Genomic DNA, 16,560 nt, shown 5'->3' with positions numbered 1-16,560 from the left:
TGGCCGCGAGCGCCCAAAACATCAAGAAGATCGCCATGGCAGTGAGCAAGGCCCCGGACCGAGCCTGGGTATAAGGGCACAGGTCCGATTAAGATCACGAAAACCTAAGACCAAAACACCACCTGACCGCGCACCTAAAAACAAGAAAACCCGCCAAGCAAAAATCGGCGGGTTTGTCAGCAGTCTGAGCCCGGTCGCAAGACCGGGCTTTCTGCTTTTATGGGCGTATGTATTCCCGCCGCATCTATCGGTCTGACAGCGTATCAGAAGGAAAGTTGCACGCTCGGCCGCCCACATGGGGGCGCGGACACTGGTCCGGCCCAAGGGGCCAGGCTGCGGGTTAACGGATGCTTAATCGCGTTCACGTTACTTCTGGTCCGCTATATTCCATCCCACGACCATGATTTAGGCGTTTCGCGCGATGGCGCTCCGATCGAAGGAAGTGCAATGACCTCGATTTCGACCACCAATTCTGCCGCTTTGCTCATTCTCCAACAGACCACTTCGACTGGCGGTTCAGCGCCCGCTTCGGCCGACGTCTCCGATGCCATGATCGCCGTTGCCAACGGTTTGCCTGACCTCATCGGGTCGGATGGGCAGGGGAACAAGGCGGAAATCAAGCTTTCCGAGAGGCTTTTCAGCGTCAACCACCAGAGCATTGCCGAGATGAAGCTCGATCTCATCGAGCGCACCGGCAAGGCGCTCGGTGTCGACAAGGACGACTATGCGAACGCGAACGAATTCGTCTCGGCAATGAAGGCTGCCCTCAGCAACATCCGGATGCAGCCAAACGGCCAGCAGGCCATTGCCAGCATTGAGCGGGATCTCGGCCTCGACAAGCTCGGTCTGTCGATCGACGAGGTCATCAACAGCGCGCGCGATTCCGAGGCGAACGACAAGGTGACGAAAGCGCTTGAGAAAGAGTACGGCACCGTTGCGGACCATGCCGATGCGTCCGAACTTCTTGGCGCTCCCGATGAGATCGGGATTTACGGGCCATTGTAGCTGTTAGGCTCTTGAGGAGCCCCGGCGCAATCAGGCCTCGTGCAACGTCTGCGCCGCCTTGACCGCGGCGGATGCACGATTCTCAACCCCGAGCTTTACGTAGATCTGCTCCAGATGCTTGTTGACGGTGCGAGCCGACAGGCCGAGGATTTCACCGATATCGCGGTTGGATTTGCCCTTGGCTATCCAGATCAGCACCTCGGATTCCCGCTGTGTGAGTCCGAATGCGTTTCTCAGCGCCACGTCGTCATCCCGTTTCGTGGCGGAGGTCAGGCGGAAGAGGTATTCGTCGTTGCTGATTGCGCCAAGGAAGGTCATCTGCAGCGAAGGGGCAGCATCAACCATGAACGATGCGTCGCGCGAGAAGCCCGGCTGTTGCCGACGTTCCATCCACTGTCGTACGGTTCTGGAGATGGCGTCCAGTCCGTCATCACGGCCGGTCGCGGCGTTAACGAGGCGTGTTGCCTGAGGCGTGGACCAGAGAACCGACCCGTTCGACCTCATCGCTAGCAAATGCCGCCCGGCGGCGTCGAGCGCGACGCGCGCGCTCTGGGCGGAGCGGGCGTTCGAAAGGTGGACGCGGATGCGGGCCCTCAGCTCGTCGATGTTAATAGGCTTTGTGAGGTAGTCGACACCACCGGATTCCAGCGCGTGCACAACGTGCTCGGTTTCCGTCAGGCCTGTCATGAAGATCACCGGCACTTGCGCAACCGAGGGGTTCGCCTTGAGCTTCATGCAGGTTTCGAACCCGTCCATGCCGGGCATGACGGCATCAAGCAGGATCAGGTCGGGGCTGATCCGTTCGACGATCGAAAGCGCCGCCTGGCCCGAGGTGGCGATCAGGACGGAATAGCCGGATTGCTCCAGCGCCTCGGTGAGAAAGCCCAAGGCTTCCGGGCTGTCGTCCACCAGCAAGACAATGTCGCGCGGTCCGCCAATCTCAGCCACCGTCCTTGGCCCCCTCTGCCTCAAGCGACTTCAGATACCGCATGGCACCCGGCATGTCGAATGTCTCGAGGTACTTCCCCACCGCGGAGGTGAAGGCCGCGTTTTCCGGTTCCTTCGCCAGGTCGGCAAGCTTGGCTTCGATGCCTCGCACATAACCGATTTCAGCCAGCCGAAGCAGATCCTCGACATGCGGCCGCCCCGGTCCTTTCGCTATGATCGCCTTCTCTGTCGTTGACGCCGATGGCATGTCGTCGGCGTACAGCCATTCAAGCCCTAGATGCATGGCGAGCTTATCCCGAAGGCGCTTGACGTTGACGGGTTTTGCGATCGTGTCGCTGTGGCCATCGGTGCCGACGGCCGCCGTGCCATCGCCGATGTTGGCCGACAGCATCAAGATCGGTGCCTTCTGCTCCGCCTCGCGAAGCCGCTCGACAAGCTGCCAGCCGTTCATACCCGGCATGGATATATCGACCAGGAACAGGTCCGGTCTCACGCCCTCTATCAGTGTCAGGCAGTCCGGACCCGAATTGGCCGTCAACACAATGAAGTCGAGAGGAGCAAGTACCTCGCGCATCAGTTCGCGATGATCTTCGTTGTCGTCGACGACAACGATGGTGCGTCGCGAGCCGGTGTAGGAGACGATCTTGCGCTCCGGCGCCGGCGCCGTGCTCGGCCGGTCTACGGTCGATAGCATCAGGCGGACCCGGAAGGTTGTACCCTTGTCCTTTTCGCTTTCCACCGCGATCTCGCCGCCCAGCGTGTTCGTCAGCAGTTTGGTGATCGTCAGGCCGAGGCCCAGACCAGGCATGGGCCGGATGTTGTCCGCCTCACCACGCTGGAAGGGTTCGTAGATGCGTTTGAGGTCGCGTTCGGCGATGCCACGACCCGTGTCCGAAACGGTAAACGTCGCCACCTGATTGCGATAGGCGACAAGGAAACGGACTGTGCCCGCGTCGGTGAACTTGATGGCGTTGGACAGCAGGTTGACGAGGATCTGGCGGAGGCGCTTCTCGTCGGTGCGCACATATTGCGGCAGTCCGGACGGACGCTCGTGGATGAAGTTCAGCCCCTTGGCCTCGGCCTGGGGTGCAAACATGTCGACGATCTGGTCGAGAAAATCGTGAAAGTTCACTTCGTTGGAATAGACCTGCAGCCGACCGGCCTCGATCTTGGAAATGTCCAGCAGCCCGTCGATCAGACCCGAAAGGTGGTCTGCGGAGCGGCGGATCACGCGGATCGCGGACTGGCGAGGCTGCGGAATGCTCTCGTCCTTTTCCAGCAGTTGCGCGTAACCGAGCACGGCGTTGAGTGGCGTTCGCAGCTCGTGGCTGAGGCCGACCACGTAGCGGCTCTTGGCCCGGTTGGCGGCCTCTGCGGTTTCCTTCGCATTCTGTAAGGCAGCGTCCGTCTTGCGGTGTGCGGCGATTTCCTTGAGCAGCAGCGTGTTCTGGCGGGATGATTCCTCCTCCGCCACGACGCGGCTGTCATGGGCGAGCACGTAGAACCAGGAGACAATGCCGGTGATGATCGCGAAGATGAAGAAGACGACGGTGATGGTGCGGTTGACCACCTCGGCCATGTCGGGCGTGGCGACGTTCACCTGGTGCGCGATCAGCGAGAGGATGCCGCCTATGATAGAAATAGAGATCATTGCCGTAAGCGCATACCGCCCCAGGCGTGTCGAGAACTTCTCCAGCAGCACATCCGAGAGGAAGGCTCGGGCGACAACCCCGGCCTGCGCATTGAGCTTCGCGTGCGGCTTGCACATGTCGTGGCAGCGGCTGTCGAGTGTGCAGCAGAGCGAGCAGATCGGAGCGGCATAGGCCGGGCACCAGGCCATGTCTTCCGGCTCGAAGGGATGCTCGCAGATGGAGCAGGTGATGCCGGTGAGATTTTTCCAGCTCTGCCGCGGCTTGCGGGCGAGGTAGAACTTGCCGTCCGTCGCCCACGCGATGAGTGGTGAGATGACAAACGCGACGAGCGTCACATAGGTGGAAAGCGACGCCATCAGCGAGCCGAAGGCACCGAAATGGGCAGCCAGCGCCAGGCTCGCCGAGAACAGCATCGTGCCGCATCCGACGGGATTGATATCGTAGAGATGAGCGCGCTTGAACTCGATGCCGGGCGGCGAAAGCCCAAGCTTTTTGTTGACGAAGAGATCGGCGGAGATCGCGCAGAGCCAGCTCATGGCGATGATCGAGAAAATGCCGAGCGTTTCCTCGAGCAGGCCATAGATGCCAAGCTCCATGAGGAGGAGGGCGATCGCTACATTGAAGACGAGCCAGACGACGCGGCCCGGATGGCTGTGGGTCAGACGCGAAAAGAAGTTCGACCAGGCGAGAGAGCCGGCATAGGCGTTCATCACGTTGATCTTGAGCTGAGAGATGACAACGAAACCTGCCATCAGCAGCATTGCTGCCGTCTCGTTCGGGATCATGTAGCCGAAGGCCGCCACATACATGTGAGCCGGGTCCGCCGCCTCGCCGATCGGCACGCCGGTGGAGAGAGTCAGAACGGCGAGGAAAGAGCCGGCAAGCAGCTTCGGTACGCCAAGCACCACCCAGCCGGAGCCGGCGAGAAAGATCGCAATACGGTGGTGCAGCTTGCGCGCGCCCTCCGGCGGCAGAAAGCGGAGGAAGTCGACCTGCTCGCCGATCTGCGGCATGAGCGCCAGGATCACGGCGGACGCGGCACCGAATTCGAGGAGATCGAAGGGAGCGGTATCTCCAAGCCCGGCATTCGAATGGCCGACGCCGGCGAAGGCGCGCCAGAGGTCGATCTTTTCCCAGTCCAGAAATGCAATGAAAACGAAGGGCAGGATATTGAGCACGATCCAGAAGGGCTGGGTGATCAGCTGGAACTTCGAGATCATCCGTATGCCGTAGGTCACCAGCGGAAGAACGACGACAGCAGAGATAATGTAGCCGAGCCAGAGCGGGATGCCGAAGGCCAGTTCCAGCGCCTTGGTCATGATCGACGCCTCGATGGCGAAGAGCATGAAGGTGAAGCTGGCATAGATCAGCGAGGTGATGGTCGAGCCGATATAGCCGAAGCCGGCGCCACGCGTCAGAAGGTCGATGTCAACGCCATGGCGGATCGCGTATCGGCTGATCGGCACGCCGACCAACAGCATCAGGACCGCGGCGACGATGATCGCGAAGAAGGCGTTGGTCGTGCCGTATGCAATGGTAATCGTTCCGCCGATCGCTTCCAGGGCAAGAAACGAGATCGCGCCGATCGCGGTCTGGGAAATCCGGCTCGATGAAAACTGGCGGGCGCTCTTGGCGGTGAAGCGCAGCGCATAATCTTCAAGCGTCTGGTTGGCGACCCAGCGATTGTATTCGCGTCGGACGGGAATGATGCGTTGACGTGCCGGCATGCCTAAAATCTAGCGCCTTCGAGAGACTGAATAGAGATTGGGCATTGTTACGAGAATGGCACGAAATGCAAGGGATCTGCGGCACGGGCCACGCCGGCGTTCGCGAGGTGTCAGGCGATGCGGTCGGCCAGCCGCCGGTTGATCGCGCTGATCAGTTCGTCGGCGTCGTAGGGTTTGCGGACAACAGGGACCGAGAGTAGTTCTTGGGGTAGTGCGGTACGGTCGTCGTAGCCGGTTGCGAAAATGAAGGGTATGCCGCGGCGAACCAGTTCCTCAGCCACCGGAACGGAGGTGCCGCTGCCCAGATTAATATCCAGCAGCGCGACGTCCGGTGTGAAGGTCTTCAAGTGCGTTAGCGCCATGTCGCTGGAATTGGCGGTGACGACGTCTTGGATGCCATTGTCGGCGAGCATGGTTTCGGCATCCATGGCGATGAGGATCTGGTCCTCGACGAGGAGGAGGGACATGTCAGTTCTCCGTTGCACTTCGGTATCGCCCATCGTCGCGGGTGATCGTGATATGTTTGGTGTCTGGTCCTGCGGCACGCTCAGGAAGCGGCCGGGTATAACAAGCGTCGCTTTCACACCGCCTGGATCATAGGTAACCTTGCTCTTGCCGCCCAAGTCGAAGGGGATGCTGCGGTCGATGAGTGCGGAGCCGAAGCCGCGCGACATTGGTATGTCCACCGGCGGACCGCCGCTTTCCGTCCAGCGGATCTGCAGATCGCCTTGATCGAGCAGCTCCCAGCTCACCTCCAACGTTCCCCCGGAGCGCGAGAGCGAGCCGTATTTGGCCGCGTTGGTGCAGAGCTCATGGATGACGAGGGCAGTCACGGCATAGGCTCTGCCGTCCAGCAAGACCGTTGGGCCCTCAAGGCCAAGACGGTTGATATCGGTGCGGTACGGCGACAGTTCAGCCTCCAGCAACCGGCCGATTTCGCCGCCGCCACTGCCACGAATGACCTGATCGTGCGCGTGCGAGAGCGCCTGAATTCGACCCTTCAGCGAGGTCACGTAGTCGACAAGTGTCGCGCTTTCGCGCGCCGGGCCGGCAATGAGTGACTTGATCACGGCAAGGATGTTCTTGACGCGGTGATTCAGTTCCTCGTTCAGCAGTCGCTGGCGCACTTCCGCCTTGTCGCGCTCTTCCTGCATCAGCTCGCTCTGGCGCAGCACCACCTCGACGGTCGCGGAGTGAATGGCGGCGGCAATTTCCCGGTCGGCCTCGCTCCAGGGTTCGGACTGGCGCTCGACGGTTTGCTTCCAGATGTCGAAGCTCTTACGCGGTGTCAGGCGATCGCCGATGGGGCCTGTTTCGTACGACTTTTCGGGGTTTCCTGCCCAGTTCAGTGTCTGAAGGCGTTCCTTGCGGAAGAACATCAGGCAATCGTCCGTTACGCGCGACAGGGGAATAGCCAGAAGACCGGAGACATCCTGGAAATAAACATCGGCGCGCGGGTGGATATCGGCCAGCATATGCGTCGCCCAGATCCTGTGCTCTCCGAATGCCGCGACATGTTCCGCAAGCGATGGAATGGCATCGGCAGGCGGCGTCGTACCGAGCCCATGCCATTTCCCGTTGATCAGAACGCCGATGCCGTCGCAGGGCAGCAGCGATTTGAAATCCGGGAGGACTTCGACCAGAAGCTCCGCCACGTCCCCATACTCGGTGGCCCGAAGAAAGAAGCGATCGAGGGCGCGGCGCGCCATCGTTACGACGTCAAGCTTCTGCCGCTGCAGCAGTCCGATCAGATGCATGGAGAAAAATTCCCCAAACATTTCCGCCGCGACGCGTTGAGGGAGGCTAAGGTTTTTCGGGCTGTAGTGGTGGCATGCGATCAATCCCCATAACGCTCCCTCAACGATGATCGAGATCGACATCGATGCGGCGACGCCCATGTTGCGAAGATATTCCAGATGGATCGGCGAGACGCTGCGTAGGTGGGCGAACGAGAGGTCTAGCGGCTCGCCGGACTGGTCGAGTACCGGCTCTATGGGAATCCTGCTGCCACTGGCGTCGGAGATGATGCGTATCGGATTTTTTACATAGAGCGCCCGTGCCTGTTGCGGGATGTCACTGGCGGGGAAGTATTGGCCAAGAAAGCTCTCCAGATCGGGGCGCTTCGCCTCACTCTCGACCTTCCCAGCGCCGTCGGCGTCGAAACGGTAGATCATCACCCGGTCATAGCCAAGCACCGCCTTCAAGAGCGTAGCGGACAGGCGCAAAAGCTGGTCGGTTCGAGAAACCTGCCGGATGCGTCCAATCAGTTCACGTGCAAGATGAAGCGGAACGAAAACCTCGTCGCACGCCTCGAACTCGATGATCGCGTGGCCTGCGTGACGATGGAGGGAGACGTCGAAGAACTTGCCGTTTTCCAGCAAAACCCGCTGCAAAAGTGCTGGTCGCGACGCCTGGGGCGCTGCGGCCAGAGCATTGCGAAGGTCATGACTTGCCTGGCTTCCGACTACGTCATTCAGATTGGCGCCGATCATGTTGCCCGAAAAGCCGAGCATCTCAGCGGCATTTGCCGAGTGCCGCAAGACGCGCGCAGCGACGGCGTCACAGGCGAGAAGGCATCCGTGAGACTGGATGCTTCCAGGGATATGGATAGGCTCACGGTCGCAGTTCGTCAGGTTGACGGCTTGAGGAGGTAGAGGAGAATGCATTTAGTGGGTCTCGAAGGCGCTTAGTGCTGTAGCAAAGGTTGCCAAGGCCGCATTTGCCATCGCGTCCTCGTCCACATTCCTCACCGTTTCCAATAACGCGGCAAAAGCGTTCCAGTTCCCGGCGCTCGAAGATTGTTTTACGAGATGGGCGGCGCCAGAGTTCTCGCCGAGCCCCAGGCCCGCCGCACGGCGAACGAGGATACGGGCACCAAGTGCCGAACCCTCAAGCACGTAGAGTACACCCAGAAGTTCATCGCGGCTGAATGCGATGCCCTTGTCGGGGAGCAGGTTGTTGCTTGCGGGTACGCGGCCGCCGATGCTGGCAACATCCCGCTCCAGTTCCTTCGAGATCAGGATTGGAAGGAAGCCAGGCAACACGTCAGCCAAGTTGGATGCTTCTATTCTCGGCTCGATCTCACGGCGAAATCTCAACATTCCTTCAACATAGGCCGCGTATCCCTCGATACTGTCGAGAGCGCCAACCTTGTCGTCCAGTCGCTTATGCAAGTCTGCGGTCAGTGTCTTCAAATTCTGCCTGCGGCGCGGAAGCGGCATTCATCTTTTCCCGTTGAAAGTCATGCCATGTCCCTTCGATGGCCTAAGCGTCAATATACTATGACATGCCGACGACAAAAGGTGGTCTCCCAAAACAGGCGCGCCCGGCCTGCGCAGCTTTCCCCCTGGCCTACGTCAAATTACGTATACGGTTTTGCACTGCAGCGTCGGATAGTCCCCTCAGCAACGGTTAAAACGCATTAACCCACCAGTTGCGAAACAAGGAGAGGGGTTCAAGCAATGAAACTCAAGTCACATCTCATCGGCGCGCTGACTGCCGCCATGCTGTCGGCAACGGCCTTCCATGGCGCGTTCGCCCAGGAAGACACGATCAAGATCGGCGTGCTGCATTCGCTGTCCGGCACGATGGCGATTTCGGAGACGACGCTGAAGGACGCCATGCTGATGCTCGTTGAAGAGCAGAACAAGAAGGGCGGCGTCCTTGGCAAGAAGCTCGAAGCCGTGGTCGTCGACCCGGCATCGGACTGGCCGTTGTTTGCCGAAAAGGCTCGTCAGCTTATCTCCCAGGACAAGGTCGCCGCCGTCTTCGGTTGCTGGACCTCGTCCTCGCGCAAGTCTGTTCTTCCGGTATTCGAAGAGCTGAACTCTATCCTCTTCTACCCGGTCCAGTACGAGGGTGAAGAATCCTCGCGCAACATCTTCTACACCGGTGCCGCTCCGAACCAGCAGGCGATCCCGGCGGTCGACTATCTGGCCGAGACCGAAGGCGTCGAGCGTTGGGTTCTCGCGGGCACCGACTACGTCTACCCGCAGACGACCAACAAGATCCTCAAGGCCTACCTGATGTCGAAGGGCGTTGCCGAAGAAGACATCATGATCAATTACACGCCTTTCGGTCACTCCGACTGGCAGACGATCGTCTCCGACATCAAGAAGTTCGGCTCGGCCGGCAAGAAGACCGCCGTCGTTTCGACCATCAACGGTGACGCGAACGTTCCCTTCTACAAGGAGCTCGCCAACCAGGGTATCAAGGCCGAAGACATCCCTGTCGTCGCCTTCTCGGTGGGTGAAGAAGAGCTTGCCGGTCTCGATACCGGTCCGCTCGTCGGTCACCTGGCCGCCTGGAACTACTTCCAGTCCGTCGAGTCCGATGCCAATGCCGAGTTCATCGAGACCTGGCATGCGTTCACCAAGAACGACAAGCGCGTGACCAACGACCCGATGGAAGCCGCCTATATCGGCTTCAATGCCTGGGTTCAGGCCGTCGAAGCTGCAGGCACCACCGATACGGATGCCGTTCTCGACTCAATCATCGGCGTTGCCGTGCCGAACCTGTCCGGCGGCTACTCGACTGTCATGCCGAACCACCACATCACCAAGCCGGTGCTGATCGGAGAAATCCAGGCCGACGGCCAGTTCGAAATCGTGCAGCAGACGCCTTCGGTCGTCGGTGACGAGTGGTCGGACTACCTGCCGGACTCGAAGGACCTGATCTCCGATTGGCGCAAGCCGATGGAGTGCGGCAACTTCAACGTCGCCACCGGCAAGTGCGGCGGCAAGGGCAGCTGATCGGCTGATCTTTGCTCTCAGCCTCTCAACCTTGACCCTCTCCCCGCAACCGGGGAGAGGGATTTGGCCGGGAGACATGCCGGCTGTGGCCAGTGAGGGCGCGACAATCGTCCTTCTCCCCGTTGACGGGGAGAAGGTGCCGGCAGGCGGATGAGAGGCCATTCTGCGCTCCACCGCCCGTCATCCGGGGGACAAGACAATGCTCATCCGTTTCTTCACGCTATTTTTCCTTTTTCTGTCGTTGGCCGCGCCGTCACTGGCGCAGAGCGCTGACCCGAAGTCGCTGATCGATCAACTGGCAAAGGCCAATTTCAAGCAGGCCGAAGACCTTCTTATGCAGATTGCCGCGACCGGGGATACCCGCGTCGTGCCGGCTCTGGAAGCCTTCGCCGAGGGCGATCTCTATTTCCGCAAGTCGGACAATGTCGTTTTCATCGCCAAGCCGGCTGGATCAAAGCTGTCGCTGATCGATCCGCTAACCGGCGAGGGCGTCGCCGAGGTTGCAAAATCGGCAGTCACCAAGATCAAGGTCAACAACAACCTGAGACGTGCCATCAGGTCCGCGCTCGGCGGTCTCACACTGCTGAGCCCTGACCGCGCCATTCGTTTGCAAGCCGCGCAGCAAGTTCTGCAGTCGCCAAGCGCGGAAAATCTGGACCTCGTCGAGGCCGCGCTTGCCAAGGAGACCGATGCAGAGGTCAAGGCGCGCATGGAAGAGGCCCGCGCCGTATCGCTGCTGACATCCGATCGCCCGATCGAAGACAAGCGCGCAGCGATCGAGACTCTGAAAAGCAAGGGTGGCCGCGACGCTATTTCCGTTCTGGGTGGCGCTCTCGGTTCGGCCGATGAAGAACTTCGCCCCGACCTGGAGGCGGCAATTGCTTCCATCGAAGATACGCTCGTCTTCTGGGACATGGCGCAGAACGTCTGGTATGGCGTCTCTCTCGGGTCGGTTCTTCTGCTCGCAGCCATTGGGCTTGCCATCACTTTCGGTGTTATGGGCATCATCAACATGGCGCACGGCGAGATGGTGATGCTTGGCGCGTATTCGACATTCGTCGTCCAGCAGGTCATTCGCACCAGTTATCCCGGCCTTTTCGACTGGTCGCTCGCGATCGCACTTCCGGTTGCCTTCCTGGTCACCGGCGCGGTCGGCTTTGCGATCGAGCGCGGGGTGATCCGCTTTCTCTACGGTCGTCCGCTTGAAACGCTGCTCGCCACCTGGGGCATCTCGTTGATCCTGCAACAGGCGATCCGCTCGATCTTCGGGCCGACCAACCAGGAAGTGGGCAATCCGAGCTGGATGTCGGGTTCCTTCCCGGTCGGCGGCATGACGATCACCTGGAACCGTCTCTGGATCGTCGTCTTTGCCCTGTCGATCTTCTTCACCCTTCTCGTCGTCATGAAGAAATCCGCCTACGGGCTCAACATGCGCGCCGTGACGCAGAACCGCCGGATGGCGTCTTCCATGGGTATCCGCACCCCCTGGGTCGATGCGCTCACCTTCGCGCTCGGCTCCGGCATCGCCGGGATCGCGGGTGTTGCGCTCTCACAGATCGACAACGTGTCGCCAAACCTTGGGCAGAGCTACATCATCGACAGCTTCATGGTGGTGGTCTTCGGGGGTGTCGGAAATCTGTGGGGCACGCTGGTCGGCGCGTTGTCTCTCGGTGTGCTGAACAAGTTCCTCGAGCCATCGGTCGGTGCCGTTCTCGGCAAGATCCTAGTCCTGGTCCTGATCATCCTCTTCATCCAGAAACGACCGCGCGGCCTGTTCGCGCTCAAGGGAAGGGCGGTGGAAGCATGATCACCGGCTTCATTCTTCGCGCGCTGGAAGGCAAGATCGTCGTCGCGGTGGCAATCCTCCTCGCCTTCGCGCTTCTGGTGCCGGCGCTCAACCTGCTGGTGCCCGAGACGAGCGCCTTCCACATTCCGACCTATGCCGTCTCGCTGTTCGGCAAGTATCTCTGCCACGCGCTGCTGGCGCTGGCGCTCGATCTGGTCTGGGGCTATTGCGGTATTCTTTCGCTCGGCCACGGCGCCTTCTTCGCGCTTGGCGGCTATGCCATGGGCATGTACCTGATGCGGCAGATCGGCTCGCGCGGCGTCTATGGTGACCCGATCCTTCCAGACTTCATGGTGTTCCTCAACTGGAAGGAACTGCCCTGGTTCTGGCACGGGATGGACATGTTCTGGTTTGCCATGCTGATGGTGCTGTTCGTTCCCGGGCTGCTCGCCTTCGTGTTTGGCTGGTTCGCGTTCCGCTCCCGTGTCAACGGCGTCTACCTGTCGATCATCACCCAGGCGATGACCTATGCCCTGATGCTCGCCTTCTTCCGCAACGACATGGGTTTCGGCGGCAACAACGGTCTGACCGATTACAAGGAGATCCTGGGCTTCAACGTGCAGGCGGACGGAACGCGTGCGGTGCTCTTCGCGCTCTCTGCGATCATGCTGTCCATCTGCCTCGTGCTCGCCTCTGCGATTACGCGGTCCAAGTTCGGAAAGGTGCTGGTCGGCGTCCGCGATGCGGAAAGCCGGGTCCGCTTCCTCGGGTTCCGGGTTGAAAACATCAAGCTCTTCACCTTCGTGGTCTCGGCCATGATGGCGGGCATTGCCGGGGCGCTGTTCGTGCCCCAAGTCGGCATCATCAATCCGGGCGAATTTGCCCCGGCCAACTCGATCGAGGTCGTCGTCTGGACGGCGGTCGGAGGACGGGGAACGCTGATCGGCCCGATCATCGGCGCTGTTCTCGTCAACGCCGGCAAGAGCTATTTCACCGGCGCCTTCCCGGAACTCTGGCTCTATGCGCTGGGCGGGTTGTTCATTGCCGTTACGCTTTTCCTGCCGAAGGGCATTGTCGGGACGGTCCAGCAGGCTATGGCCCGGCGCAAGGACTATGCCCAGGCGGCGAAGGCGTCGGCGGCGGCCGAGGCCGGCATCGGTGTCGAGATGAAGCGCGAGGCGGCGGAATGAACACGACGATCCAGAACCAGAAGCCTACCAGCCTTCTCTATCTCGATGGGGTCTCGGTCTCCTTCGACGGATTCAAGGCCCTGAACTCCCTTTCCTTCGTGGTCGAGCCCGGCGAGCTTCGGGCGATCATCGGCCCGAACGGCGCCGGCAAGACAACGATGATGGATATCATCACCGGAAAAACCCGTCCCGACGAGGGCGAGGTGTTCTTCAACGGCACCGTCGACCTGACCAAGAAGGACGAGGCCGAAATCGCCCAGCTCGGGATCGGTCGCAAGTTCCAGAAACCGACGGTGTTCGAAAGCCATACCGTCTGGGACAATCTTGAACTAGCGCTCAACCGCAAGCGCGGTGTCTTCGCCACGCTGTTTTATCGTTTGTCGCCAGAAGACAAGGGCCGTATCGAGGAAATCCTCGAAACGGTCCGTTTGACCGGTCGGAAGGACGACTATGCCGCCAATCTCAGCCACGGGCAGAAGCAGTGGCTGGAAATCGGCATGCTGCTCGCGCAGGAGCCGCAACTTTTGCTCGTCGACGAGCCGGTGGCCGGCATGACGGATGCGGAGACTGTGGAGACGGCGGTGCTGCTCAAGGAAATTGCCAAGACCCGGTCGGTCGTCGTCGTCGAGCACGACATGGGCTTTATCCGCGATCTCGGCGTCAAGGTCACCTGCCTCGCCGAGGGTTCTGTTCTGGCCGAGGGGTCGATCGACTTCGTGTCGAGCGATCCGAAGGTCATCGAAAACTATCTGGGGCGGTAATGATGAGGGCCATCTTCCGTTCAGGTCCAGCCGCTGGAGCTTTCCAATGCTGACAGTCGATAACGTCAATCTTCATTATGGCGCAGCGCAGGCCTTGCGCGGCGTCAGCCTTAGCGCTCCGATGGGCAAGATCACCTGCGTTCTCGGACGCAACGGCGTCGGCAAGTCGTCGCTGTTGCGCGCGGTGACCGGTCAGTATCCCATTTCGGCGGGATCGATCAGCTTCGAGGGAGAGGCGCTCAACGGGCTGGCGCCGTTTAATCGGGCGCGGCGTGGTGTCGGCTACGTGCCGCAGGGGCGGGAGATCTTTCCGCTGCTCACGGTCAGGGAAAACCTCGAGACCGGTTTCGCGCCGCTGTCGCGAAAGGACAAGTTCATTCCCGACGAGATTTTCAGCCTGTTCCCGATCCTGCAGACCATGCTGGGCCGACGCGGTGGCGATCTGTCCGGGGGGCAGCAGCAACAACTGGCGATCGGGCGGGCCATGGTGACGCGGCCGAAGATCTTGGTCCTGGACGAGCCGACCGAGGGTATCCAGCCGTCGATTATCAAGGATATTGGACGGGCGATCCGGTATCTTCGGGATTCCACCGGTATGGCTATCCTGCTGGTCGAGCAATATCTCGATTTCTGCAGGGAACTCGCCGACCACGTGTACATCATGGATCGCGGCGAGATCGTGCATGAAGGGCCGGCGGAAACGCTGGATACGGCGGAGGCGCGGAGGCATCTGACCGTCTGATGTTGCAGGGCTGGCTTGTTGATTTGACAAGAATGTACGCTTGATGCTGCACGGTGTCGTGGTACTTTCCGCACATCTGCGAACAGAAGGCATATCGATGACAACCAGCGCGGTTTTTTTCCGTCAGCCGGCGTGGGTTCGCGTCGTGCTCGCGACGGTTTTTGTGACACTCGTCAATTCTGCGGCTCTTGCCGCTGGCTGCGGCCCGGTTTTCCAGTCGGGTCGCCATGACCTTAAGATCATGTCTGACGGTGTAGAACGCTCCGCCGTCTATTTCGTTCCGTCGGCCTATGACGGAAAGCGCAAGATGCCACTGGTGTTCGACTTCCACGGGTCGAATAGCCATCCTGATGGCCAGATGAACCGGAGCCACTGGGACGAGATCGGTGAGCGCGAGGGCTTCATCGTCATCGCGCTTCAGGGCAGCCTAGACGGATCGTTCAAGGGTGCGCATGCCTGGAACGTGCCGGGAGTGAAACCTCTGCCGGGCGTCAGCGAGGAGAATGGTCTCGACGAAGAGCAGTTCATCCGGGACGCGGTCGCCTATGCCAAGGAAACCTTCTGCGTGGACCCGACCCGGATTTATGCGACCGGCTATTCAGGCGGAGGGCGGATGCTGTCGCAGTTCATCTGCAATGGTAATTCGGAGTTTGCCGCGGCTGGTTTCATGATGGGATTGCGCGCCGGTTATCCGGAACAGGAAGAGGGTGTTTGGCGCCCGCGTCCGGATACCTGCAAACCTGCCAGGCCGATCTCGATTATCGCGTTTTCCGGTCTCAAGGATGACGTCAATCCGTTCTCGGGTGGCGGAAAGCCCTATTGGCAATATGGTGGCAAGGTCGCGGTGGGGCGCTGGGCGGAGCTCAATGGCTGCGACATGAAGCCGATGACTGCCGAGGGTGAGGAGATCAGCGTCTCCAGCTATGCCGGATGCAAGAATGGTGTCGGCGTCATGTCCTATGTGATCGCCGATGCAGGGCATTCGTGGCCAAGCCAGAAGCTGCTATTCCAACTCGCCTCGACCGACAATCAGCCGAGTCGTGAGGTTGATGCGACGGGAAGAATGTGGGACTTCTTCCAGACTTCGGGTGGCGGCCTGCTTGCGGGCCAGCCGGGACAAGCGGGCTGCCCGACCGCCAAGAACGCCAGCCTGGACTCGACGGGCGGACAGGGGAATACGTGCAACCAGCCGCTCGGATCAGCCAGCAGCGAGCCCGCGGTCGTGGGCGACTTGTAGCAAAGGCGCTCGGCGGACGCAGCCGGATCGCCGAGCTCTATCAGGAGGGGGCCGCCAAGATTCGGCTCCCCGATACGTTTTCGAACGAGATGGAGGCGGTGTTCATCAACACCGCCGGCGGCATGACCGGCGGTGATCGCTTCAACTGGGATGTGAGCGCCGGCGCCGGCACGTTCGTCACCGCCACGACTCAGGCGTGCGAGAAGATCTACAAGGCCGCCGAGGATACCGCAGAGATAAGGACCCGGATTGAGGTCGGCGAAAGCGCGCGCGTCCATTGGCTGCCGCAGGAGTCCATTCTCTTCGACCGTTCGTCCCTGACGCGTCATCTTGACGTCGATCTGGCCATTGATGCGGAATTTCTTGCCGTCGAGGCGATTCTGCTCGGGCGCAAGGCGATGGGCGAGGCCATGGAGACCGGCCTCGTGCGTGACCGCTGGCGCATCCGGCGCGACGGACGTCTCATCCATGCCGAAGACCTGCGCCTCCAAGGGGCGGTGGCGGAGCTTGTCGCCCGAGCGCCGGTGCTTCGCGGTCATGTTGCGTTCGCGACAGTTCTCTATGCCGGTCCCAAGAGTGAAGCCTATCTGGCAACAGTGCGTAGCGCGCTTGGCAACAGCTTTGGCGGTGCGAGTGAGTGGAACGGCAAGCTCGTCGTGCGTCTCGTCGCCGAGGATGGGTTCACACTCAGAAAAACCTTGATCCCGGTCATTTCCGTCTTGCGCGGCGGCGCGTCTGTGCCGAAAGTCTGGAATCTGTAA

13 protein-coding genes are annotated in these 16,560 nt (G+C 60.6%); 9 read left to right on the top strand and 4 right to left on the bottom strand.

Annotated elements, in window-relative coordinates; translation table 11 throughout:
• On the top strand, positions 1 to 256 hold a 256-nt coding region (locus tag J5J09_RS16040; RefSeq protein WP_208552197.1), incomplete at its 5' end, for a hypothetical protein.
• Between the two features lie 191 nt (positions 257 to 447).
• A complete protein-coding gene (locus tag J5J09_RS16035; protein ID WP_208552196.1) occupies positions 448 to 1,005 on the top strand; it encodes a hypothetical protein in 558 nt (185 codons plus the stop codon).
• 30 nt (positions 1,006 to 1,035) lie between these two features.
• Here J5J09_RS16035 and J5J09_RS16030 read toward each other — a convergent pair whose 3' ends face one another.
• From J5J09_RS16030 to J5J09_RS16015, 4 genes are all read right to left on the bottom strand, one after another.
• Positions 1,036 to 1,953: a response regulator gene (locus tag J5J09_RS16030; RefSeq protein WP_208552195.1), complete on the bottom strand. Its 918-nt coding sequence runs from the start codon at positions 1,951 to 1,953 to the stop codon at positions 1,036 to 1,038.
• Positions 1,946 to 5,332, bottom strand: a complete 3,387-nt coding sequence (locus J5J09_RS16025; protein WP_208552193.1) for an ATP-binding protein — start codon at positions 5,330 to 5,332, stop codon at positions 1,946 to 1,948. Before J5J09_RS16025 ends, J5J09_RS16030 begins: the two co-directional genes overlap by 8 nt.
• 110 nt (positions 5,333 to 5,442) lie before the next feature.
• A complete protein-coding gene (locus tag J5J09_RS16020; RefSeq protein WP_208552191.1) occupies positions 5,443 to 7,998 on the bottom strand; it encodes an HWE histidine kinase domain-containing protein in 2,556 nt (851 codons plus the stop codon).
• On the bottom strand, positions 7,999 to 8,553 hold the full coding sequence (locus tag J5J09_RS16015) for a biliverdin-producing heme oxygenase (RefSeq protein ID WP_208552188.1): 555 nt from the start codon (positions 8,551 to 8,553) through the stop codon (positions 7,999 to 8,001).
• A 240-nt stretch (positions 8,554 to 8,793) separates the two neighbouring features.
• On the opposite strand from J5J09_RS16015, the gene urtA reads away from it, so the two are divergent.
• The 7 genes from urtA (at position 8,794) to J5J09_RS15980 (ending at position 16,560) form a co-directional block, all read left to right on the top strand.
• Positions 8,794 to 10,083, top strand: coding sequence for an urea ABC transporter substrate-binding protein (urtA, locus tag J5J09_RS16010; protein WP_208552185.1), 1,290 nt, complete (start codon positions 8,794 to 8,796; stop codon positions 10,081 to 10,083).
• A 199-nt stretch (positions 10,084 to 10,282) separates the two neighbouring features.
• Positions 10,283 to 11,890 (top strand): urea ABC transporter permease subunit UrtB, encoded by a 1,608-nt coding sequence (gene urtB, locus J5J09_RS16005; RefSeq protein ID WP_208552178.1) that lies wholly within the window; start codon positions 10,283 to 10,285, stop codon positions 11,888 to 11,890.
• Positions 11,887 to 13,059, top strand: coding sequence for an urea ABC transporter permease subunit UrtC (gene urtC / locus J5J09_RS16000; RefSeq protein WP_208552176.1), 1,173 nt, complete (start codon positions 11,887 to 11,889; stop codon positions 13,057 to 13,059). The genes urtB and urtC overlap by 4 nt, the downstream gene beginning before the upstream one ends.
• Positions 13,056 to 13,820: an urea ABC transporter ATP-binding protein UrtD gene (urtD, locus tag J5J09_RS15995; RefSeq protein WP_208552173.1), complete on the top strand. Its 765-nt coding sequence runs from the start codon at positions 13,056 to 13,058 to the stop codon at positions 13,818 to 13,820. Before urtC ends, urtD begins: the two co-directional genes overlap by 4 nt.
• 46 nt (positions 13,821 to 13,866) lie before the next feature.
• The gene (gene urtE / locus J5J09_RS15990) at positions 13,867 to 14,562 is read left to right on the top strand and encodes an urea ABC transporter ATP-binding subunit UrtE (protein WP_208552172.1); all 696 of its coding nucleotides are present in this window, start codon (positions 13,867 to 13,869) and stop codon (positions 14,560 to 14,562) included.
• Positions 14,563 to 14,659: 97 nt separating this feature from the next.
• Positions 14,660 to 15,799 (top strand): polyhydroxybutyrate depolymerase, encoded by a 1,140-nt coding sequence (locus J5J09_RS15985; RefSeq protein WP_208552171.1) that lies wholly within the window; start codon positions 14,660 to 14,662, stop codon positions 15,797 to 15,799.
• Positions 15,742 to 16,560, top strand: coding sequence for an urease accessory protein UreD (locus J5J09_RS15980; RefSeq protein WP_208552169.1), 819 nt, complete (start codon positions 15,742 to 15,744; stop codon positions 16,558 to 16,560). The genes J5J09_RS15985 and J5J09_RS15980 overlap by 58 nt, the downstream gene beginning before the upstream one ends.

This window comes from Ciceribacter sp. L1K22, from assembly GCF_017599385.1.
Classification (GTDB): domain Bacteria; phylum Pseudomonadota; class Alphaproteobacteria; order Rhizobiales; family Rhizobiaceae; genus Allorhizobium.
This window is presented reverse-complemented; position numbering and strand designations above follow the sequence as displayed.

Coding starts and splice junctions, on each gene's coding strand:
- urtE (WP_208552172.1), top strand. CDS start 13,867: ATGCTGACAGTCGATAACGTCAATCTTCATTATGGCGCAGCGCAGGCC.
- urtD (WP_208552173.1), top strand. CDS start 13,056: ATGAACACGACGATCCAGAACCAGAAGCCTACCAGCCTTCTCTATCTC.
- J5J09_RS16035 (WP_208552196.1), top strand. CDS start 448: ATGACCTCGATTTCGACCACCAATTCTGCCGCTTTGCTCATTCTCCAA.
- J5J09_RS16020 (WP_208552191.1), bottom strand. CDS start 7,998: ATGCATTCTCCTCTACCTCCTCAAGCCGTCAACCTGACGAACTGCGAC.
- urtC (WP_208552176.1), top strand. CDS start 11,887: ATGATCACCGGCTTCATTCTTCGCGCGCTGGAAGGCAAGATCGTCGTC.
- J5J09_RS16015 (WP_208552188.1), bottom strand. CDS start 8,553: ATGCCGCTTCCGCGCCGCAGGCAGAATTTGAAGACACTGACCGCAGAC.
- J5J09_RS16025 (WP_208552193.1), bottom strand. CDS start 5,332: ATGCCGGCACGTCAACGCATCATTCCCGTCCGACGCGAATACAATCGC.
- urtB (WP_208552178.1), top strand. CDS start 10,283: ATGCTCATCCGTTTCTTCACGCTATTTTTCCTTTTTCTGTCGTTGGCC.
- urtA (WP_208552185.1), top strand. CDS start 8,794: ATGAAACTCAAGTCACATCTCATCGGCGCGCTGACTGCCGCCATGCTG.
- J5J09_RS15985 (WP_208552171.1), top strand. CDS start 14,660: ATGACAACCAGCGCGGTTTTTTTCCGTCAGCCGGCGTGGGTTCGCGTC.